Origin of the sequence: Salinisphaera sp. LB1 (assembly GCF_003177035.1) — a bacterium.
Taxonomy (GTDB): domain Bacteria; phylum Pseudomonadota; class Gammaproteobacteria; order Nevskiales; family Salinisphaeraceae; genus Salinisphaera.
Genome location: NZ_CP029488.1, coordinates 192,537 through 212,604 on the forward strand (window position 1 = coordinate 192,537; position 20,068 = coordinate 212,604).

At 65.2% G+C, this 20,068-nt stretch carries 19 protein-coding genes and 1 tRNA gene; 14 read left to right on the forward strand and 6 right to left on the reverse strand.

Annotation, left to right across the window (positions count from 1 at the left end):
* Positions 1–124: 124 nt before the first annotated feature.
* From mreC to SALB1_RS00895, 14 genes are all read left to right on the forward strand, one after another.
* A complete protein-coding gene (gene mreC, locus SALB1_RS00830; RefSeq protein ID WP_109992130.1) occupies positions 125–1,057 on the forward strand; it encodes a rod shape-determining protein MreC in 933 nt (310 codons plus the stop codon).
* Positions 1,054–1,539 carry a rod shape-determining protein MreD gene (gene mreD / locus SALB1_RS00835; protein WP_109992131.1) on the forward strand — a complete coding sequence of 162 codons (486 nt, stop codon included), beginning with the start codon at positions 1,054–1,056 and terminating at the stop codon, positions 1,537–1,539. Before mreC ends, mreD begins: the two co-directional genes overlap by 4 nt.
* Before the next feature lie 91 nt (positions 1,540–1,630).
* Positions 1,631–3,541, forward strand: coding sequence for a penicillin-binding protein 2 (mrdA, locus tag SALB1_RS00840; RefSeq protein WP_109992132.1), 1,911 nt, complete (start codon positions 1,631–1,633; stop codon positions 3,539–3,541).
* Positions 3,538–4,656: a rod shape-determining protein RodA gene (gene rodA, locus SALB1_RS00845; RefSeq protein WP_109992133.1), complete on the forward strand. Its 1,119-nt coding sequence runs from the start codon at positions 3,538–3,540 to the stop codon at positions 4,654–4,656. The genes mrdA and rodA overlap by 4 nt, the downstream gene beginning before the upstream one ends.
* Positions 4,653–5,690 (forward strand): lytic murein transglycosylase B, encoded by a 1,038-nt coding sequence (mltB, locus tag SALB1_RS00850; RefSeq protein ID WP_109992134.1) that lies wholly within the window; start codon positions 4,653–4,655, stop codon positions 5,688–5,690. Before rodA ends, mltB begins: the two co-directional genes overlap by 4 nt.
* Positions 5,687–6,670 carry a septal ring lytic transglycosylase RlpA family protein gene (locus tag SALB1_RS00855; protein ID WP_109992135.1) on the forward strand — a complete coding sequence of 328 codons (984 nt, stop codon included), beginning with the start codon at positions 5,687–5,689 and terminating at the stop codon, positions 6,668–6,670. The genes mltB and SALB1_RS00855 overlap by 4 nt, the downstream gene beginning before the upstream one ends.
* A gap of 48 nt (positions 6,671–6,718) precedes the next feature.
* The gene (locus SALB1_RS00860) at positions 6,719–7,894 is read left to right on the forward strand and encodes a D-alanyl-D-alanine carboxypeptidase family protein (RefSeq protein ID WP_255414462.1); all 1,176 of its coding nucleotides are present in this window, start codon (positions 6,719–6,721) and stop codon (positions 7,892–7,894) included.
* A gap of 77 nt (positions 7,895–7,971) precedes the next feature.
* Entirely contained in the window at positions 7,972–8,244 is a 273-nt protein-coding gene (locus tag SALB1_RS00865) for a YbeD family protein (RefSeq protein WP_109992137.1), read from the forward strand.
* Positions 8,241–8,897, forward strand: coding sequence for a lipoyl(octanoyl) transferase LipB (gene lipB, locus SALB1_RS00870; RefSeq protein WP_109992138.1), 657 nt, complete (start codon positions 8,241–8,243; stop codon positions 8,895–8,897). Before SALB1_RS00865 ends, lipB begins: the two co-directional genes overlap by 4 nt.
* 34 nt (positions 8,898–8,931) lie before the next feature.
* Complete coding sequence (locus SALB1_RS00875) at positions 8,932–9,765, forward strand: ABC transporter ATP-binding protein (RefSeq protein WP_109992139.1); 834 nt, start codon at positions 8,932–8,934, stop codon at positions 9,763–9,765.
* Between the two features lie 8 nt (positions 9,766–9,773).
* A complete protein-coding gene (mlaE, locus tag SALB1_RS00880; RefSeq protein ID WP_109992140.1) occupies positions 9,774–10,544 on the forward strand; it encodes a lipid asymmetry maintenance ABC transporter permease subunit MlaE in 771 nt (256 codons plus the stop codon).
* Positions 10,545–10,560: 16 nt separating this feature from the next.
* Positions 10,561–11,055 (forward strand): outer membrane lipid asymmetry maintenance protein MlaD, encoded by a 495-nt coding sequence (mlaD, locus tag SALB1_RS00885; RefSeq protein WP_109992141.1) that lies wholly within the window; start codon positions 10,561–10,563, stop codon positions 11,053–11,055.
* Between the two features lie 132 nt (positions 11,056–11,187).
* On the forward strand, positions 11,188–11,802 hold the full coding sequence (locus SALB1_RS00890; protein ID WP_109992142.1) for a phospholipid-binding protein MlaC: 615 nt from the start codon (positions 11,188–11,190) through the stop codon (positions 11,800–11,802).
* 9 nt (positions 11,803–11,811) lie between these two features.
* A complete protein-coding gene (locus tag SALB1_RS00895; protein ID WP_109992143.1) occupies positions 11,812–12,105 on the forward strand; it encodes a lipid asymmetry maintenance protein MlaB in 294 nt (97 codons plus the stop codon).
* Positions 12,106–12,171: 66 nt separating this feature from the next.
* On the opposite strand, the gene SALB1_RS00900 is transcribed toward SALB1_RS00895, so the two are convergent.
* From SALB1_RS00900 to SALB1_RS00925, 6 genes are all read right to left on the reverse strand, one after another.
* Positions 12,172–14,163: an acetoacetate--CoA ligase gene (locus SALB1_RS00900; RefSeq protein WP_109992144.1), complete on the reverse strand. Its 1,992-nt coding sequence runs from the start codon at positions 14,161–14,163 to the stop codon at positions 12,172–12,174.
* A 90-nt stretch (positions 14,164–14,253) separates the two neighbouring features.
* Entirely contained in the window at positions 14,254–14,796 is a 543-nt protein-coding gene (locus SALB1_RS00905) for a YbhB/YbcL family Raf kinase inhibitor-like protein (protein WP_199678628.1), read from the reverse strand.
* Positions 14,797–14,912: 116 nt separating this feature from the next.
* Positions 14,913–18,812 (reverse strand): phosphoribosylformylglycinamidine synthase, encoded by a 3,900-nt coding sequence (gene purL / locus SALB1_RS00910; protein WP_109992146.1) that lies wholly within the window; start codon positions 18,810–18,812, stop codon positions 14,913–14,915.
* On the reverse strand, positions 18,788–19,564 hold the full coding sequence (locus SALB1_RS00915; protein ID WP_199678630.1) for an MBL fold metallo-hydrolase: 777 nt from the start codon (positions 19,562–19,564) through the stop codon (positions 18,788–18,790). Before SALB1_RS00915 ends, purL begins: the two co-directional genes overlap by 25 nt.
* A gap of 2 nt (positions 19,565–19,566) precedes the next feature.
* Positions 19,567–19,935 (reverse strand): DUF1820 family protein, encoded by a 369-nt coding sequence (locus SALB1_RS00920; RefSeq protein WP_109992147.1) that lies wholly within the window; start codon positions 19,933–19,935, stop codon positions 19,567–19,569.
* A gap of 32 nt (positions 19,936–19,967) precedes the next feature.
* Positions 19,968–20,059: transfer RNA gene (locus SALB1_RS00925), tRNA-Ser, on the reverse strand.
* Positions 20,060–20,068: the final 9 nt, after the last annotated feature.

The window sequence follows — 20,068 nt, forward strand, 5'->3', positions numbered from 1 at the left end:
CGAGCCGTCTTGACTCGATGAGCCAACTGTTACGCGTTGTTGCCCTGATTGAACGCCCCGCCCGCGCACGAGCGCGCCGGGCCGCGGGCGATCAACGCCGGCCGATGGCCGGGGAGTCGCGCTAGTGCTCGGGCTGTCCGACGACGACAAACCACGTTTTCTGGGCCGCCGGATCGCGCCCGGATTGAAGCTCGTGGCGATCACGGTCATTTCCATCGTGCTGATGATGGTCGACAACGCGCACGACAGTCTGTCGTCGGTGCGCGGCGTGCTCGCGGTCGCGCTCGAGCCGGTCCAGATGGCGGCCGAAATACCGGGCGACGCCTCGGAGTATTTCAAGAACTACTTCGATCGCGGCGACCTGATCCAGAAGAACAAGCAGCTGTCGCAGAAGGTGCTGCTACTTCAGGGCCGACTGCAGCAATTGGCGGCGCTGCAGGCGGAGAACGAACGCATTCGCGCCCTGCTGGCCTCGGCCAGTTCGATCGATCGGAACGTGCTGATCGCGCGGATACTGTCGGTCAGCCCCGATCCGTATCGCCAGTACGTCAAACTCAACAAGGGCAGTTCGGACGGCGTGTTCGTCGGCCAGGCCCTAGTCGACGCTCATGGCATCATGGGGCAGGTCACCAATGTTACGCCGCTGGATTCGCGCGCGATCCTGATCAGCGATCCGAACAATGGAATCCCGGTCCAGATCAACCGCACGGGACTGCAGACCATCGCCCAGGGGACCGGCAGCTCGGAAACGTTGACGCTGCCGTTTCTGCCCAACAACGCCGACGTCAAGGTCGGCGACCTGCTGGTGTCCTCCGGGCTTGGCGGACGTTATCCGGCGAACTACCCGGTGGCCAAGGTTACGCGTGTGGTGCATCGCCCGGGCCAGGAATTCCTCTCCGTGACGGCCCGGCCAACGGCCCATCTCGATCGCGGACGCGAGGCCCTGCTGGTCTGGAACACGACCGACTCGGAGCCGCCGACGCCGGACAATACCGGCAAATCGGGCCAACCCGCCGGGGATAACGGCGATGGCGCCAGCGCCTCGTCCGGGCAATGATCATCAATCAACGCGTCAGCGGCCTGCTGATCGTGGTCAGCCTGGCCGTCGCTCTGGTGATCACGCTGTTGCCGATGCCGACAGCCGTTGCCGCCGCTCGACCCGCGTTCTATACCATGACGGTGCTGTTCTGGACCGCGAACCAGCCCCGTTGCTTCGGGCCGATCGCGGCCTGGTTCGCGGGACTGGCGATCGACGTGCTCTACGGCACGCCGTTTTCCGAGCACGGTCTGGCCATGGCGGTCGCAGCGTATGTTGTGGTCAAGGCGCGCGAGTTGTTATGGAGCTTTCCGCTGATCCAGCAGGGCCTGCTGATGCTGCCGGTATTCGCCATCTACGAGTTCGTTCTGTTCTGGATTGACGGGGTGGCCGGGCTGGACGTAAACCAGTGGTGGCGCTGGCTTCCGGTATTGTCCTCGGCGGCGCTGTGGCCGATATGGGCGTTTGTTCTGGAACGGATCGCCGAATTAGAGGTCGGATAGTCCACAAGGGGTGACCACCGGGCCGACGCTGCGTGTCTTCGAACGCGTCGCGGCGGCCCCATGCCTAACATCAGGATGATTACGAGCGGATATGGCCGCGGACGACGCAATCAAAAACCACGCGGCCGAGCGACGCCTGTTTCTCATTCGCACGGTGGCGGCCAGCCTGCTGCTGCTGACCTTGATCGGCATGCTGATCGCGCGTGTCGTGTACCTGCAGGTGTATAAACACGGCTACTACGAAACACGCTCGCAGGACAACCGCATGCGCGTGGAAGTGGTGCCGCCGGTGCGCGGGCTGATCTACGACCGTCATGGCAACCTGCTGGCCAACAACGAACCGGCGTACCGGCTGGAAATCGTGCCCGAGCAGGTCAGCGACAGCGTGAAATCGACCATCGCACGCCTGTCGAAGATCGTCGACATCAGCAAGGCCGACAAGCAGCGCTTTTATTCGCGCGAGAAGCAGACACCGTCGTTTCGTGGCACGCCGATACGGCTGAGCCTGAATCAGGCCGAGGTCGCCCGCTTCGAAGTCAACCGCGATCGTTTCCCGGGCGTGGATATTCGCGCCGGGCTGACCCGCAACTACCCGCTCGGCAAGTACGCCTCGCACCTGGTCGGCTATGTCGGCGGTATCACCGCCTCCGATCTCGACGGCTTGAACAAAAAGCGCTACCGCGGCTCATCGCATATCGGCAAGGCCGGCGTGGAGCTGTCGTACGAGTCGCGGCTGCACGGCTATCCGGGCTCGCGCGTGGTCGAGACCAACGCCGCCGGGCGCGCCCTGCGCCAACTGGACATGCACCCGGCGACCGCGGGCGACAGCCTCGTGCTCACGGTTGATTCGGCGCTGCAGAAAGTCGCCTACAACGCCCTGGGCGACCAGGACGGCGCGGTGGTCGCGCTCAACCCGAACACCGGCGGCGTACTCGCCATGGTCAGCAAGCCGGGATACAACCCCGACCTGTTCGTCAACGGCATCAGCCACGCCAACTACACGCGGCTGCTCAACAATCCGCACAAGCCGCTGTACAACCGCGCATTGCAGGGCCAGTACCCGCCGGGCTCGACGATCAAGCCGTTCATGGCCATCGGCGCGCTGGAAACCGGGGTGATCGATCCGGACAAGAAAGTGTGGTGTCCCGGCTACATTACCCTGCCCGGCTCGAACCATCGGTATCGCGACTGGAAACGCTCCGGCCAGGGCTGGATCAATCTGACCCAGGCGATCGAGCGCAGTTCCGACGTCTATTTCTACAAGCTGGGCATGAAACTCGGCATCGACAATATCCATCGCTATGGTTCGATGTTCGGTTTCGGGCAGAAGACCGGTATCGACCTGCCGCGGGAGAATGCCGGCATCATGCCCTCGCGCGCATGGAAGCACGGCAACCGGCATCTGCCGTGGTACCCCGGCGAGACGCTGATCACGGTGATCGGCCAGGGCTTCATGACCGCCACACCGCTGCAGCTGGCCCAGGCAGTGAGCGAGATCGCCAAACGCGGTCATGCCTACAAGCCGCATGTGCTCAAGGCCTGGAAAGATCCGCAGACCCATACCACCACCGACTACAAGCCGAAGGCGCTGCCGCCGATCGAACTCAAGGACAAGCGCCACTGGAACATCGTCATCAACGCCATGAAGGGCGTGATCGACAATCCGCACGGCACCGCCCATTACTACGTCGGCCAGCATCTGAAGTATCCGATCGCGGGCAAGTCGGGCAGCGCCCAGGTGGCCGGCCTGCCGCAGAACGAAGTCGCCCCCGATCTCGACAGCATTCCGCATCGCCTGCGCGAACACGCGTTGTTCATCGCCTTTGCGCCGATCCAGCATCCCAAGATTGCGATCGCGGTACTGGTCGAACACGGCGGCGGCGGCTCCAGCGTGGCCGGCCCGATCGCCCGGCGCGTGATCGACAGTTACCTGGACAGCCTGCCGAACAGCAAGACACTGCAAGCCGACCAGTCGGGCAACAAAACGGGCGGCAACTCATGAGCACGACCACCCGTGAACGTCCGGCGACACTATCGGAATGGCTGGCCCACTGGCATATCGATGTGCAGCTGTTCGCCGCACTGCTCTGCTGCGCCCTGCTCGGGCTGTTCGTGCTGTACAGCGCCTCGGGCCGCTCGGCCAACGTTGTGATCGATCAATCGGTACGCCTGGGCATCGGCCTGTCCGCCATGATCGCCCTGGCCCAGGTCCCACCGCACTGGTACCGCGCCGCCGCCCCCTGGGTTTACGTACTCGGCGTGGTATTGCTGGTCGCGACCCTGGTGCTCGGCGATGCGGCCATGGGCGCCAGGCGCTGGCTCGATCTCGGCGTGGTGCGTTTCCAGCCATCCGAGATCTCGAAGCTGGTGGTGCCGCTGACCATCGCCGCTTACTTCCACTACCGCAGTCTGCCGCCCCGGCTTACCGATGTCGCTAAGGCCAGTCTCATCATCGCCATGCCGGTGGCGCTCGTGGTGCGACAACCGGATCTGGGCACCGCGCTGTTGATCGTGGCCGGCGGCGGCTTCGCGCTGTTCTTCGCCGGGCTGCGCTGGCGCGTCATCATCCTGTTGCTGATACTCGCCGCAGCCGCCGCCCCGCTGGTCTGGTTCAACCTCCACGACTACCAGCAACAACGGGTGCTCACCTTCCTCAACCCGGCGCGCGATCCGCTCGGGGCGGGTTATCACATCACCCAATCCAAGATCGCCATCGGCTCGGGCGGCGTATTCGGCAAGGGCTGGCTCAACGGCAGCCAGGCGCATCTGAATTTTCTGCCGGAATCGGATACCGACTTTGTATTCGCCGTCTATGCCGAAGAGACCGGCCTGTTCGGCGTGCTCGGCCTGATGGCGATCTATGGCTTCATCGTCGCCCGCGGGCTATTCATCGCAGTCAAGAGTCAGGATACGTTCCAGCGCCTGACCGCGGCCAGCCTGTCGCTGACCTTCTTCTTCTATGCGTTCGTCAACATGGGCATGGTCGCCGGGCTGCTGCCCGTGGTCGGCGTTCCGCTGCCGTTGATCTCCTTCGGCGGCACGTCGATGGTCATGCTGCTGGCCTCGTTCGGCATCGTGATGTCGATCCACACCCACCGGAAGTTGCTCGCAACATGACGACTCTCAACCTCGGACCGGCGCTGAGCGCCGCCTTGGCGCTGACCTTCGCCCTCGCTCTGACCGTCGGGCCCGCGGCGCGTGCGGATACGCCCAAAGGCGATTACGCCGACTCGGCAGCCGGTCAAAAACTGATCGAGCGCTTGAAGCGAGAGAAGAACATCCCGAAAGCGACCACACGCAAACTGCTGGCCGAGGCGAAATACAAGCCCGGGATCATCGCCAAGATGCGCAAGCCGGCGGAGAAGACGCTGACCTGGGCCGATTACCGCCCGATCTTCGTCCAGTCCAAGCGCGCGCGCCAGGGGGCGGCCTACATCAACGCGCACCGCAAGCTGTTCGAAAAAGCGCAGGCAAAATACGGCGTGCCCGCCTATATGATCGCGGCCATCCTGGGCGTGGAAACACGCTACGGCCGCTACATCGGCAAGGATCGCGTACTCGATGCGCTGTCCACACTGGCGTTCGACTATCCCGAGCGCTCGACCTTCTTCACCAAGGAACTGGGTGAATTCATCGCCCTCTGCCTCAAGAATAAACTCGACTGCACCCACGATGTCGGCTCCTACGCTGGCGCCATGGGGCTCGCCCAGTTCATGCCATCGAGCTATGCCGCCTATGCGGTCGATGGCAACGGCGACGGCCGGCGCGATCTCTGGCACGAACCCGCGGATATCATCGACTCGGTCGCCAATTACCTGGCCCAAAACGGCTGGCAGCGGGGCGAGTCGATCGCCCAGCCCGCAACGCTGGCCAAACCCAAAGCCATCCACGATATCCATACCAGTACCCGCCAGCCGCGCTACCGCTGGGCCAAACTCAAGACCAAGGGCGTCGAGGTGGCGAATTCCCCGCCCTCGGATGCTCGCGTCGGCCTGCTCCGGTTCACCGGGCCGCACGGCCCCGAATACTGGCTGGCCCGGCATAATTTCTTCGTGATTACCACCTACAACAGCAGCCCGCTCTATGCGATGGCGGTTTACCAGCTGGGCCGGGAGATCGAAGCGTTCACGCATCCGGCGGTGGGCTCGTGAAGCTCGCGCCGCACCGGCTCGGCCGTCTGCTTGTTGTGGGCGGCATGCTCGCGCTCGCCGGCTGTGCCAGCGGGCCGGCACACAAGCCGCAAAAATCGCATGGCGGTGGCTACTATCAGAACGACGGCCCGCCAGCCGATACGCACATCGACTGGTCCAAGGTGCACGATGCGGTGCCCCGCAATGTACCGCCGTCCAAGCACGGCAACCCGACGAGTTATACGGCCCTCGGCAAGCGTTACTACGTACTCAAAAGTGCCAAGGGCTTTACCCAGACCGGGCGCGCGAGCTGGTACGGTCGCCAGTTCAACGGCCAGCGCACGTCCTCGGGCCAGCCTTACAACATGTTCGCCATGACCGCAGCCCACAAGCGCCTGCCGATCCCGACCTGGGTTCGGGTGACCAATCTGGACAACCACAAGCAGGTGGTGGTGAAGATCAACGACCGCGGCCCCTTCCACAAAGGCCGGATCATCGATCTGTCCTATGTCGCCGCGCGCCGCCTGGGCATCGTCGGCGAAGGCAGCGCGCCGGTGCGTATCCATACCGTGACTCCGGCGACCATCGACCAGCCCGATACCGATAACGGCGCGTCGGGCAGCGCGCAGCCATCAGCCCCGCTGCGCCGGGCCGAAAACCCGCCCGCGGATGGCCAGCCTGCGCACCATGCCGGTCCGTCGCGCGTCGCGGATCACACCTCCGCCAGCCCAGCCTCGTCGGGCGCGCCGGCGCGCTCGTCACACGATGCCGCCAAGGCCGCGCCACTGCAGATCGGTGCCTTCTCGAGCGCCGCCCATGCAAGCCGGGCGAAGGCTCGGGCCCGCGCCGCCGGGGTCGGGCCGGTGGCGGTGATCCCACCCTCGTCCAACATGAAGCTGTATCGTGTTCGCGTGGGGCCGTTCAGTTCGCTGGCCGCCCAGGCGCGGGCGAAACAGCAACTGGCCGATGCGGGATTGCCCGTGCGCGAGATCAAACGTTAGCCGCGTCCGCGACGAGACGCTAAACTTTCCTGTCATCCAATGCCTTACATGTCCGCCAAGAGTTCGAGCCTGATGCACCACGCCCAACGTTTGTTCTTGTTTGTCGCGGCCCTTCTGGTCAGTGTCGCCGCGTCGGCGGCCGACAACAGCCTGCCGATTCCGAGCGCGCCCTCTCTGGGGGCGAAAAGCTACATCCTGGTGGACTACAACTCGGGGCAGGTGCTGGCGGCCAAGAACCCCGACAAACGTATCGAGCCGGCCAGCATCACCAAGCTGATGACCTGCTATATCGTCTTCGACGAGATCAAGAAGGGCAATCTCAAGCCCTCGGACATGGTCACGGTCAGCAAGAAGGCCTGGGAAATACACGGCTCGCAGATGTTTCTCAAGGTCGGCGACAAGGTATCGGTGGACGAGCTGCTGCAGGGTCTGATCACGCAGTCGGGCAACGACGCCGCGGTGGCGCTGGCCCAATACATCGCCGGCACCACATCCACGTTTACCGACTACATGAACCAGTACGCCAAGCACCTGGGCATGACCAACAGTCACTTCATGGACGTGAACGGCCTGCCGCATCCGGATCACTACATGAGCGCGCGCGACATCGCGACGCTTTATGCCGCCATCGTGCGCAAGTTCCCCAAGCTGTACGACCAGTATTTCCACGAGAAGTCGTTCACCTACGGCGGCATCAAGCAGTACAACCGCAATACCCTATTGTGGTCCGATCCGCGCGTGGACGGCGGCAAGACCGGCCATACCCAGTCGGCCGGCTTCAACCTGGTGGCCTCGGCCAAGGACCACGGTATGCGCGTGATTTCGGTGGTCACGGGCACCGACTCGGAGAACGCGCGCAAAAACCAGTGCGAGGCGCTCATCAATTACGGATTCCGCTTCTTCGACGACGGCAAGCTGTTCGACAAGGGCAAGGAAATTTCCCAGATCCGGGTCTGGAAAGGCGCGCAAAGCGAACTCCCCGTGGTGGCCCACGGCCCGATCTACGTCGCCTACCCCCGCGGCCAGCGCGACGCGCTGTCGACCAGCGCCAAGCTGCCGGGACACCTCACGGCCCCGGTCAAGAAGGGCGAACGCCTGGGCACGCTGTCGATCAAGTACAACGACAAGACCCTAAAGGAAGAGCCGCTGTATGCCGGCAAGTCCATCGCGAAGGGCGGCTACGTTACGCAATTCATGGACGATATTCTTATGATGTTCCAGTAGATTGCGCGCCCGCCGCTCGCTTTTTGCGGGCCGCGGGCCGCTGGACGCCGACACCGCCCCGGGAGCACAGTGCAGCCATGCCCGATTCCAACGATGAAACCCTGCTCGAATTCCCTTGTGAATTCGCGATCAAGGCGTTCGGTCGTCACGGCACCGCCTTCGAGCAGACCGTCTACACCCTGGTCAAGGCGCATGCGCCGGAGCTGACCACCGACGATCTAAGCAGCCGCGAGTCCAGCGGCGGGCGTTACATCGCGGTGACCGCCTCGATCAATGCCAAGAGCAAGGCGCAGCTCGACGCAATCTACAAGGACCTGACCGACCACGATCACGTGCTCATGTCGCTGTGAGCGCGCCCCCGATCGCGGTCCGCCATTTCGGCTGGCGGCCACAACCCTATCGCCCGGTCTGGCAGGCCATGCAGCGCTTCACCGCCGAACGTGGCCCGGACGATCCGGACGCCCTGTGGCTGCTCAATCACGAGCCGGTCTTCACCCAGGGCCGAAACGGCCGGGCCGAGCATATCCTCGCGCCGGGCGATATTGAGGTCGTACCCATCGATCGGGGCGGCCAGGTCACCTATCACGGGCCGGGCCAGCTCATGGCCTATATCATGCTCGACCTCAAAAGGCTCGGCATCGGCATTCGCAGTATGGTCAGCGCGCTGGAAAACGCCATGGTGGCCACGCTGGCCGGTTACGACATCGATGCCCATGCCCGGCGCGATGCCCCCGGCGTCTATGTCGGCGACGCCAAGATCGGCTCGGTCGGGCTGCGCGTGTCACGCTCGAACAGCTATCATGGCTTGGCGCTGAACGTGAACATGGACCTTGAGCCCTTCTCGAGCATTGATCCCTGTGGTTATCACGGCCTCGTCATGACCCAGATCGCCGACCTCGGCGGTCCCTCGGATCTGGACCGGGTCGCCGCGGACCTCAGCGCTCATCTTTGCGCCGAACTCGGGTTGATCGCCGCCGACGCGCCGGATACACCGGCGATCTGATAGGCTGGCGCGCATCCGAGGCCCAATCTCGCCCATGACCGATTCAATTGCGACGAAACACGCGGCCGAAAACCTGGTCGAGGTCCGCGATCTGCATTTCCGGCTCGGCTCCCGCGTCATCTACAAGGGGGTCGATATCGATATTGCGCGCGGCCGGATCACCGCCATCATGGGCCCCTCCGGCACCGGCAAGACGACGCTGCTGCGCCTGATCAGCGGCCAGTGGCGCGCCGACTCGGGCAGTGTGCGTTTCGATGGCCAGTCCATCGCCGACATGTCGCAAAAGACCCTGTTCGAACAACGAAAGCGCATGGGCATGCTGTTCCAGTCCGGCGCCCTGCTCACGGATCTGTCGGTGTTCGACAACGTGGCGTTTCCGCTGCGGGAACACTCGAAACTCCCGGAACGCCTGATCCGTGACATCGTACTGATGAAGCTCGAAGCGGTCGGCCTGCGCGGGGCCCGCGATCTGGCGCCGGCCCAGCTGTCGGGCGGCATGGCGCGGCGCGTGGCGCTCGCCCGGGCGATCGCGCTCGATCCCGAAATGATCATGTACGACGAGCCGTTCGCCGGACAGGATCCGATCTCGATGGGCGTACTGCTGCGTCTGATCCGGCGGCTCAACGATATTCTGGGCCTGACCGCCATCGTGGTCAGCCACGACGTCAAGGAAACGCTCGGCATCGCCGACTACGTCTATGTCATCTCCGATGGCGAAGTGGTGGATCACGGCGACCCGGCGCATATCCGGCATTCCGACTCGTCCTGGGTGCAGCAGTTCATCACGGCCTCGCCGGACGGGCCGGTGCCCTTCCATTATGCCGACACACCCTACGGCGAAGATCTACTCGGCGGAGATCGGGCGTGAACCGAACCATGCGGATCCTGAACCCCCTGTTCGGCTGGCTGGCGGATCTGGGCCGCAGCACCCTGTTCCTGGGCCGCGTGCTCACCGCCATCCCGTCGCTTGTGGCCAAGCCGCGGCTGGTGGTCGAACAGATCTATTCGGTCGGCGTATTGTCGCTGCTGATCGTCGTGGTAGCCGGCATCTTCGTGGGCATGGTACTGGCGCTTTCGGGCTATCGCGCCCTGGCCGATTTCGGCGCCGAGAACGCGCTGGGCACGTCGGTCGCGCTGGTCGTGGTTCGCGAGCTCGGCCCGGTCGTGACCGGCCTGCTGTTCGCGGGCCGCGCCGGCAGCGCGCTGGCGGCCGAAATCGGCTTGATGAAAGCCACGGACCAGCTCTCCGGCATGGAAATGATGGCGGTCGACCCGGTGCGCCGTATCATCGCGCCCCGCTTCCTGGCGGGCGTCATCGCCATGCCGCTGCTTACCACGATCTTCTGTGTCATGGCGATCGGCGCCGGCGGTGGCTACTTCGTCGGCGTGGACATACTCGGGGTGGATGCCGGGGCCTACTGGAACGGCATCCAGTCGAGCGTCGATTTCAACCGCGACATCCTCAACGTATTCGTCAAGAGCGGCGTGTTCGGCGCCATCATCACCTGGGTCGCCGTGTTCCAGGGCTATCATGCGCCGCCGACCTCGGAAGGGGTATCGCGCGCGACGACCAATACGGTGGTCATCGCCTCGCTGGCCATTCTGGCCGCCAATCTCATGCTGACCGCCGTGATGTTCAGCGGTTAGTTGAAGGAAAGACGCTATGCAATCAAGAGCCGTCGAGTTTCTGGTCGGATTATTCGTCTGCCTCGGGATCGCCGCCATATTCATCCTGACCATGCGGGTGAGCGATCTGGCACACACCGGGAATGTTCAAGGCTATACCGTCACCGCCGCGTTCAACAACATCGGCGGCCTGAAGGTGGGCGCGCCAGTCGACCTGGCCGGGGTTCGCATCGGCCGCGTGACCGACATCAAACTGAATCAGACCACTTACCGCGCGGTCGCCACCATGCGGATCCAGGATCAGTACAAGATTCCCAAGGATTCCGACGCCTCGATTCTGACCTCGGGCCTGCTCGGCGATCAGTACATCGGCGTCGGCCCCGGCGGTTCAACCCAGAACATGAAAAACGGCGACAAGTTCATCATCACCCAGTCCGCGATCGTACTGGAGAACCTGATCGGCCAGTTCATGACCCGGATGTCGAACGACCAATCCTCCGGCGGCGGGGGTGGCGGCGGCTCGGGTAACTGACCCCGCTTCGTGTTGCGTCGTATCATATGGCACACGGGGGTTGCTCGAATCATGCATTATCTTCAGGACGGATTCAGGGCGAAGGCACAGACTCCTTGAAATTCGACGATCTATAAGCCAAGGGCTTTCATTATGCGTTGGACTCGCGTTTTCATCCCCTTCATCGCGGTAGCGCTCATGGCGCCGGCTCTGGCCAGCGCCGCGCCGACGCCGCCGCAACAGCTGGCGAAGCAGACCGTGCAGAAGGTCCTCAACGACCTCCAGGGCCACCGCGCCGAACTGCGCAAAAACCCGCAGAAACTCCATGCCCTGATCAATCGCGATCTGGTGCCGTTGATCGATCTGCCTTATATGTCGCGGCTAGTGCTCGGCCGCTACTGGCGCCAGGCGTCGCCGGCCCAGCGTCAACGCTTCCAGCAAGCCTTCAAGAACATGCTGATTCGCACCTATGGCAGCGCGCTGCTCGGCTTCAACAACAACGTGAAGATCGAATACAGGCCGGTGCGCGCGGCCAAGGATGCCAAGAACGTCACCTTCAACGCCGTGATCCATTCGCCCAACGGCCAGGACACGCCCGTCAGCCTGCAACTGCACGAGGTCGACGGCCAATGGAAGGTCTATGACGGCAGCATCGGCAATCTATCGTTCGTAACCAATTACCGCGGCCAGTTCAATTCGGCGATTCGCCGCGAGGGGCTCGAGAATTTCATCGAGCAGCTGGAAAAACGCTACGGCGGCAACGCCTAGGACGCCCGGGTGAGCCCGACCGGCAACGCCGATATTCACACCGTGCGGGTCGACGGTGAACTCGATGTCGACAACGTGCCCGCCCGCCTGCGCAAGTCGGCGGCGTGGTTCAATCCTGGGCGCGAAACGGTGGTCGACCTGGGCGGCGTGACCCGGGCCGATAGCGCCGGCGTCGCCCTGCTGCTGGAATGGATTCGCGAGGCGGACAAGGCCGGGGCCACGCTGCATTTCGCCAATGCGCCGGCGCAGATGCGCGCGATCATCGACTTCTGCGCACTCAACGACGTGATTCCCATGCGTTGAGCACACATCGCCACCCGCGCGCGATCCACCGGCGCCGGGCTGAATTCGCGCCGGGCCGGGCACGCGTTACGGCCGGCGCAGCTCCGGATGCTCGGCGATCGCGGCCAACGACTCGGGGTTGGCGATGGCGCTGGACTGCTCGACCTCACGCCCGTTGAGCAGCCGCGCGACCGCCACTTCCACCTTCTTGCCACTGCGTGTGTACGGCAACGCCTCGACGCCGACGATCACTTTCGGCACATGACGCGGGCTGGCCTGTTCGCGCAGGCGACGTCGAATCGCATCGCGCAGCGCATCATCCACCGCGTGGCCTTCGGCCGGCACCACCAGCATGACGATGCGGTCGTCTTCTCCGGTCGATTGGGCGGCGACCAGGCAGTCCGCGATCTCCGGCATCGGCTCGATCTGACGATAGATCTCCGCCGTGCCGATACGCACGCCGCCCACGTTGAGCGTGGCATCGCTGCGCCCATGGATCACCGCCCCGCCCGACGTACTGCTGAAGGAAATGAAATCGCCGTGCGCCCACACACCGGGAAACCGCTCGAAATACGCCGCGCGATAGCGCGCGCCGTCCGGGTCGTTCCAGAACGCGACCGGCATGGACGGAATCGGCTGGGTGCAGACCAGTTCGCCGCATTCATCGAGCACCGCTTCGCCAGCTTCGTTGAACGCTGCGGCGGCCACCCCCAGCAGCCGGCACTGGATTTCGCCGCGGCGCACCGGCAGCGTCGGGCAGCAACCGACGAAGCAGGCCACAATATCGGTGCCGCCGGAGATCGAGCCCAGCAATACCTCGGCCTTGACCTGTTCGTACACCCAGTCGTAATCGGCATCCAGCAGCGGCGAGCCGGTCGAGAAGATCACGCGCAGCGCCGCGAGATCATGGGCCTTCCCCGGTGTCAGCCCCACATTTCGGCAGGCGCCGATCCACTTGGCGCTGGTACCAAAATGCGTGACGCCACGCGCGGCGGCCATCGCCCAGAGCGCGTCGAGATCAGGATAAGCCGGATTGCCGTCGTAAGTGATCAGTTCGGCCCCGGCAAACAGGCCGGAGACGTGCCAGTTCCACATCATCCAGCCACAGGTGGTGAAGTAGAAAAACACATCGTCGCGCTTGAGATCGCCGTGCAGCACCTGTTCCTTGACGTGCTGGATCAACGCCCCGCCGGCCCCGTGCACGATACACTTGGGCACGCCGGTCGTGCCCGAGGAAAACAGGATATAAACCGGTCGATCGAACGCGCCGCGCTCGAAGCTCGGCGGTGCCCCGTCGTGGTCGGCCAGGGCGACGGACCACGGCGTCATCCCGCGGTCGTCGGGCAACGGCCGCGCCGCGCCCGTGTTGTCCGTGACCACGACATGCTCGATCGACGGAATCCGCTCACGCAACGCCGCGATGCGATCGAGTCGATCGAATGACTTGCCGCCATAACGGTAGCCATCGACGGTGACCAGCACCCGCGGCTCGATCTGGGCAAAGCGATCGACGATACCGGACACGCCGAAATCCGGCGACGCCGACGACCAGATCGCCCCCAGGCTGGCACAGGCCAGCAGCGCCACGATGGGCTCGTGCGTATGGGCCACCACGCCCGCGACGCGGTCACCGGCCTGTACGCCTACCGAACGCAGAAATGCCTCGAAGGCGCCGACCTGACGATACAGCTCACCGTAGGTCAGTGTTATCGGCTCGCGCGCCTCGGATAGCACGGTGACGGCCCGGCGGCCGGCATCGCCCTGGATGGCCTCACGCAGCAGATTCTCGGCGAAATTGAAACGCGCCCCGGTGAACCAACGCGCGCCGGGCATCTCCAGTGTATCGAGCACTGCGCCGGCGCCGCGATCTCCGATCAAACCGAAATAATCCCAGAGACTGGACCAGAACGAATCCGGCTCATCGATCGACCATTGGTGCAGCGTCGCATAGTCTTCAACGGCAAACTCGGGTCCGCCTTCGCGCCGGGCCAGCCAGCGCAGATAATCGGCCAGGCGGCTGCCCTCGATCGCTTCGCGGGACGGCTGGTAAACAATCGGGTGTTCGGCATCAACGCTCATGCAGGCACTCTCAAAGTCGAATATCCGGAAACAAGACACTGGCCACACGGGTAGCCGGACAATCGCCCCGCGGCGGGGCGGCTCGGCGCGCTATTTCCGCTGATAGGTTCCCACCAGTTGCGTATGCGCGATCACATGGCCCTGCATCGCCTTCAGCACCGCGGCGCGGTTCTTCAGGTGCGACGGCAGTCGCTCATCCAGCGCGAAGAGCTTGAAATGATAATGATGCACGCCGTCGCCCGGCGGCGGGCACATGCCCTGGTAATTCGCCTGGTGAGTACTGTTATCGGCGGTGACCGCCGGCCCGGGCAGCGGCTGGTCGCTGGCGCCCGGCGCCAGCACCGCGACATCCGTCGCCAGGTTGTACAACACCCAGTGCGTAAACAACCCACCGGGCGCATCCGGGTCGTCCACGATCAGCGCCAGGCTTTTCGCGCGCGCGGGCACACCGGAAAAGGTCAGTGGCGGCGAGGTGTTGCCGCCGCTGCAACTGAAACGCGCGGGGATGGGCTGGCCGTTGTCGAAGGCCGGGGAGTGGATCGCCAGCGCCGCCTCGGCCTGGGCGCTGCCGATCAAAGCAAGCACCGTTACGATAATCCATCCCAGCCGATAGCCCATCGATTGTCTGCCCATTGCCGCAGTCCGCCATTTGGATTGGGCACTCAGATTATCAAGGACCCAGCATCGGCGTCCCGCGCCGACGTCGGCCCGGCCGGCGCGATCCGCGTCCACGCCGCCCGCGACCAGGGTCAGCCGACGAATCGCCGCGCGTTGGCGAACAGCCGCGCCCAGGGGCTGGCCTCGCCCCAGGAATCCGGTGCCCAGGATAGATTGACCGTACGCGTGACGCGTTCCGGGTGCGGCATGCAGATGAATACGCGCCCGTCGGCATTGGACAGGCCGGTCACCCCCTGCGGCGAACCGTTCGGGTTGGCCGGATAGGATTCGGCCGCACCGCCGGCGTTCGCGGTATAGCGCATGCCGATCTGCCCGGCCGCGCCCAGACGCTCGAGATCCGCGGCCCGGGCGAAACGGGCATAACCCTCGCCGTGCGCGACCGCGATCGGCATCCGCGAGCCGGCCATGCCGTCCAGCAGTACCGCGTTCGATTCCAGGATTTCCACCGCGCTGGTACGGGCTTCGAACTGGCGCGAGGCATTGGCCACGAATTGCGGCCAGCCCTCGGTGCCCGGAATGAGCTCCGACAGGGCGGACAACATCTGGCAGCCATTGCATACGCCCAGCGCGAATGTGTCGTCGCGCGCGAAGAAATCGGCGAACGCCTTGCGCGCGTTGCGATTGAACAGGATCGACTTGGCCCAGCCCTGGCCCGCGCCCAGCACGTCGCCGTAGGAGAATCCGCCACAGGCCGCTACGCCCTGCATGTCGGTCAGCCGGACCTTGCCGGAGACAACTTCCGACATGTGCACGTCGATGGCATCGAAACCGGCGCGCGTGAAGGCGAACGCCATCTCGTTATGACCATTGACGCCCTGCTCGCGCAGGATCGCGATCTTCGGCCGCTCGGTGTTGACGTACGGCGCGGCCACATCCACCGCCGGATCGAAGGCGGGTTCGGCCGGCAGGCCGGGGTCGCTGGCATCCAGCAGCGCCTCGTACTCGGCATCGGCGCAGGCCGGATCGTCGCGCAGCGCAGCCATGGCGTGACTGGTCGCGGCCCAAATACGCTGGGCCGCCACGCGTGCGACCGACAACACCTCGGCCCCGCCGTGGCGCGCCACTATGCGATCGGTCGTGTTGACGCCACCGATATCGGTGGCCGCCACGCCGGCATCGCGCAGCGTTGCGAGCGCGGTCTCGACATCGGCCGCCGCGACCTGGATCACCGCGCCCAGTTCCTCGGCGAACAACGCCGCCAACGGATCGCCGTCGAGTTCATCCAGCGTCACATCCACGCCCAGCCGCGCGGCAAAGCACATCTCGGCCAGGCACGTGGCCAGGCCGCCGTCGCTGCGATCGTGATAGGCCAGAATCCGGCCGTCCGCGGCCAGGGTCTGCACCGCCGCGAAGAAACCGCCCAGCGTGGCCGGCGCATCGAGATCCGGCGCCCGGTTGCCCAGCGCGCCGTAGACCTGGGCCAAGGCCGATCCGCCCAGACGATTACGGCCGGCGCCCAGATCCGCCAGAATCAGGCGGCTTTCGGTCGCCTCCGGTGCCACCAGCTGCGGTGTCAGCGTAGCGCGCGCCGATACCGTCGGCGCAAACGCCGAAACCACCAGCGACACCGGCGCACTCATCGTGCGCGAGCCGGCCGCGCCCGCCCAGCTCGCCCGCATCGACAACGAGTCCTTGCCGACCGGGATCGCCAATCCGAGCGTACTGCAGAGTTGTTCGCCCACGGCACGCACGGTGTCGTACAGCCGTGCATCCTCCGCGGGATCGCCGCAGGCGGCCATCCAGTTCGCGGACAGCCGCACGTCGGTCAGCCGGTCGATGCGCGCCGCCGCCAGATTGGTGATGGCCTCGCCGACCGCGATACGGCCGGACGCCGCCGCATCGATCAGCGCGACCGGGCTGCGCTCGCCCATGGCCATCGCCTCCCCGGTATCGCCGGTGAAGGCGGTCGTGGTTACCGCCACGTCGGCCACCGGCACCTGCCACGGCCCCACCATCTGATCGCGCGCGGTCATGCCGCCGACGCTGCGATCGCCGATGGTGATCAGAAACGACTTGCTGGCCACCGTCGGCAGCCTGAGCACGCGCTCGAAGGCGTCGGCGATATCAATGCCGTCGCGATCCCAGGCCGGCAGCTCGATCGTTGCATGCACGGCCTCGCGCTGCATGCGCGGCGTCCGGCCCAGGAGCACGTCCATCGGCATGTCGACCGGGCGTGCAGTCTCGGCCGTGGCGGCTTCGCCGTCCTCGACCACCAGGTTCGGCTCGGCGGTCGCCCGGCCCACCACGGCATAGGGGCAACGCTCGCGTCCGGCGAGGGCCTCGAACACATTCAGCGCATCCGCCGGAATCGCCACGACATAGCGTTCCTGCGACTCGTTGCACCAGATTTCCATCGGCGACAGGCTCGGATCGGCCGACTGAATGTCCCGCAGGCGGATCGATCCGCCCCGATCATCGGCATCGATGATCTCGGGCAACGCGTTGGACAAACCGCCCGCCCCCACGTCATGAATCGAGGCGATGGGGTTGTTCTCGCCCAGGGCAATGCAGCCCTCGATCACTTCCTGGGCGCGCCGCTGCATTTCCGGGTTGGCACGCTGGACCGAGGCGAAATCGAGCTCGGCGGACGCCGAGCCGCTGGCCATCGACGAGGCCGCGCCCCCACCCAGCCCGATCAGCATGGCCGGGCCGCCCAGCACGATCAGGCAGGCCTCGACCGGCACTTCGTGCTTTTCGACGTGGCCCGGGCGCACATTGCCCATGCCGCCGGCGATCATGATCGGCTTGGCGAAACCGCGCAGGCCCGTGGCCGCCGATTCATACTGGAAGGTACGAAAATAGCCGCCCAGCGCCGGCCGGCCGAACTCGTTGTTGTAGCGCGCTGCCCCGATCGGGCCTTCGAGCATGATATCCAGCGCGCTGGCCAGATGCGCCGGCGCATCGCCATCGGTTTCCCAGGGCTGCAGCGCGCCGGGGATGCGCAGATCGGCGACCGAGAAGCCCGCCAACCCGGCCTTGGGCTTGCCGCCGCGGCCGGTGGCCGCCTCGTCGCGGATCTCGCCACCGGCGCCGGTAGCCGCGCCCGGCGCCGGGGCGATCGCGGTCGGGTGGTTGTGCGTTTCCACTTTCATCAGCAGATGCACATCTTCGTCGACCAGACGATAGACGCGATCGCGATCCACCGTCATCCGGCTCGCGGGCGGGCCGGCGACCACCGCGGCATTGTCGCGATAGGCCGACAACACGCCCTCGGGCGCGGCCCGGTACGAACTGCGGATCATGTCGAACAGCGAGGCCGCCCGCGGCTCGCCATCGAGGGTGAATTCGGCGTTGAATATCTTGTGCCGGCAGTGCTCGGAGTTGATCTGGCCGAACATCATGAGCTCGACATCGGTGGGATCACGGTCGAGCGCCGCGTATTGCTCGGCGAGATATTCGAGCTCCTCGTCGGCCAGCGCCAGCCCCCAGTCGCGGTTGGCCGTGCGCAGGGCTTCCATACCCTTGCGGGCTAGGGGAACGCGCCGCAGCCGGCGCCGCTCCGGCACGGTGAACAACGTGTTCAGCAGGGCCCAGTCGTCGACGATCGATTCGGTCATCGGATCGTGCAGCACCGCTGAAGCGGCCAGTGCCGCCGCGCCCGGCGCGTGGTCGCCGAAACGATAGACCAGCGCGCGCTCGAGCCGGACCAGCGTCTTCACGCCGCTGTTGCGGGCGATGTCCTGGGCCTTGGTCGACCAGGGCGAGACCGTACCCAGACGCGGCACCACAACCACGCCCTGCGCCCGCGGCGCATCGCCGTCGACCGCCAGCAGACGATGCAAGCGCTCTTGCGTGGCATCGTCGGGCTCGGCGGAAAACGCAGCGATATAGATCGCCTGCACGGCCATCCTGTCGACCGCAAGCCCGGCTCGGGCCAGGCCGGCGACCAGACGCTCACGCTCGAAATCGGCCAGCGCAGTCTCGCCGGCATAGATTTCGACCGTCGTTATCGATTCACCAGACTTCGCCACGACAGACCCTCGTTTTGGTTGGCAACATGCACCCAATCCGGCGTGCAGGCCAGCGCTTGTGCCAGCGCGGCCTGCGCCAGTTCCGGGCGATTGTTGGATTCGGACAGATGCGCGACCACGACATGCTGCAGCGCACTGGTATCAATATCCGCTACCAGTGCGGCGGCGTCGGCGTTGCTAAGGTGGCCGAGCCGGCCGGCCACACGGGCCTTGAGGCTTGCCGGATACGGCCCGCCCGCCAGCATGTCGGGGTCGTGATTGGATTCGATGATGAGTGCGTCGCAGGCATCGACCATGGCCCGGACATGCGGCGTCACATGGCCGATGTCCGACAACACGCCCAGTCGCTGCGCGCCGTTGCCGATGACAAGCTGCGCGGGTTCGCGCGCGTCATGCGGCACCGGATACGGGAATAATTCGAGATCGCCGATGGCGAAGGGTTCGTGCGGGGAATACAGCTCGGTGGCCGCGAGTTCGCTGCCGAGCGTCGCCGCGTGTGTGCCCGGCGTGAGCCAGACTGGCAGGTCATGCGCGCGCGAGAAGCGCGATACGCCCTTCCAGTGGTCGTCGTGTTCATGGGTGATCACGAGGGCATCGATATCGGCGGGCACGAGGGCCAGCCGCGCCAGGCGTTTCTCGATCTCGCGGGCGGAAAAACCGCAATCGACCAGAAGCCGCGTAGCGCCCTGCTCGACCACCAGCGCGTTGCCCTTGCTGCCGCTGCCCAACAGGGCGAAGCGCATGGCCGTCATGCTCAGGAGTGGCTGCCGGAGCCGTGGCCCCCCGAGCCGGGCCCCTGTCGGGTGTAGACCGGAAACGGACGCACCTTGGATTCGCCATCGGCCGGCGTGATCTTCGCCGTGCCGCGCCGCTCGACCTCGTCGATGCGGATGATCGCGTGCATGGGGATGTAACTGCGCTTGACCTCGGCGAACTCGTCGGCGAGCTTCTCCTCGGCCGGATCGATCACGAGCGTGGTGCGCTCGCCGAAGTCCAGTTCCTCGATTTCTACGAAACCGAACAGGCCGCCCTGGGAGACCGAGCGCGCATAGACTTCGTAGACTTCGCCCTGATTGTAGAACGCCACGCGATACAACCGGCGATTTGAATCGGCGTTGGCCATGGGGCGAATCGATCGATGATCGGGTGGAGAAATGGCGGAGAGGGTGGGATTCGAACCCACGTGGGGCGGTTAGCCCCCAACCGATTTCGAGTCGGTGCCGTTATGACCGCTTCGGTACCTCTCCGTTGCTTGT

Excerpts from the sequence above, each read along its gene's own strand:
- SALB1_RS00860 (WP_255414462.1), top strand. The coding sequence starts at position 6,719 with ATGTCCGCCAAGAGTTCGAGCCTGATGCACCACGCCCAACGTTTGTTC.
- SALB1_RS00915 (WP_199678630.1), bottom strand. The coding sequence starts at position 19,564 with ATGACGGCCATGCGCTTCGCCCTGTTGGGCAGCGGCAGCAAGGGCAAC.
- mlaD (WP_109992141.1), top strand. The coding sequence starts at position 10,561 with ATGCAATCAAGAGCCGTCGAGTTTCTGGTCGGATTATTCGTCTGCCTC.
- SALB1_RS00865 (WP_109992137.1), top strand. The coding sequence starts at position 7,972 with ATGCCCGATTCCAACGATGAAACCCTGCTCGAATTCCCTTGTGAATTC.
- mreD (WP_109992131.1), top strand. The coding sequence starts at position 1,054 with ATGATCATCAATCAACGCGTCAGCGGCCTGCTGATCGTGGTCAGCCTG.
- SALB1_RS00875 (WP_109992139.1), top strand. The coding sequence starts at position 8,932 with ATGACCGATTCAATTGCGACGAAACACGCGGCCGAAAACCTGGTCGAG.
- mlaE (WP_109992140.1), top strand. The coding sequence starts at position 9,774 with ATGCGGATCCTGAACCCCCTGTTCGGCTGGCTGGCGGATCTGGGCCGC.
- rodA (WP_109992133.1), top strand. The coding sequence starts at position 3,538 with ATGAGCACGACCACCCGTGAACGTCCGGCGACACTATCGGAATGGCTG.
- mrdA (WP_109992132.1), top strand. The coding sequence starts at position 1,631 with ATGGCCGCGGACGACGCAATCAAAAACCACGCGGCCGAGCGACGCCTG.
- SALB1_RS00905 (WP_199678628.1), bottom strand. The coding sequence starts at position 14,796 with ATGGGCAGACAATCGATGGGCTATCGGCTGGGATGGATTATCGTAACG.
- SALB1_RS00920 (WP_109992147.1), bottom strand. The coding sequence starts at position 19,935 with ATGGCCAACGCCGATTCAAATCGCCGGTTGTATCGCGTGGCGTTCTAC.
- SALB1_RS00890 (WP_109992142.1), top strand. The coding sequence starts at position 11,188 with ATGCGTTGGACTCGCGTTTTCATCCCCTTCATCGCGGTAGCGCTCATG.
- SALB1_RS00900 (WP_109992144.1), bottom strand. The coding sequence starts at position 14,163 with ATGAGCGTTGATGCCGAACACCCGATTGTTTACCAGCCGTCCCGCGAA.
- mltB (WP_109992134.1), top strand. The coding sequence starts at position 4,653 with ATGACGACTCTCAACCTCGGACCGGCGCTGAGCGCCGCCTTGGCGCTG.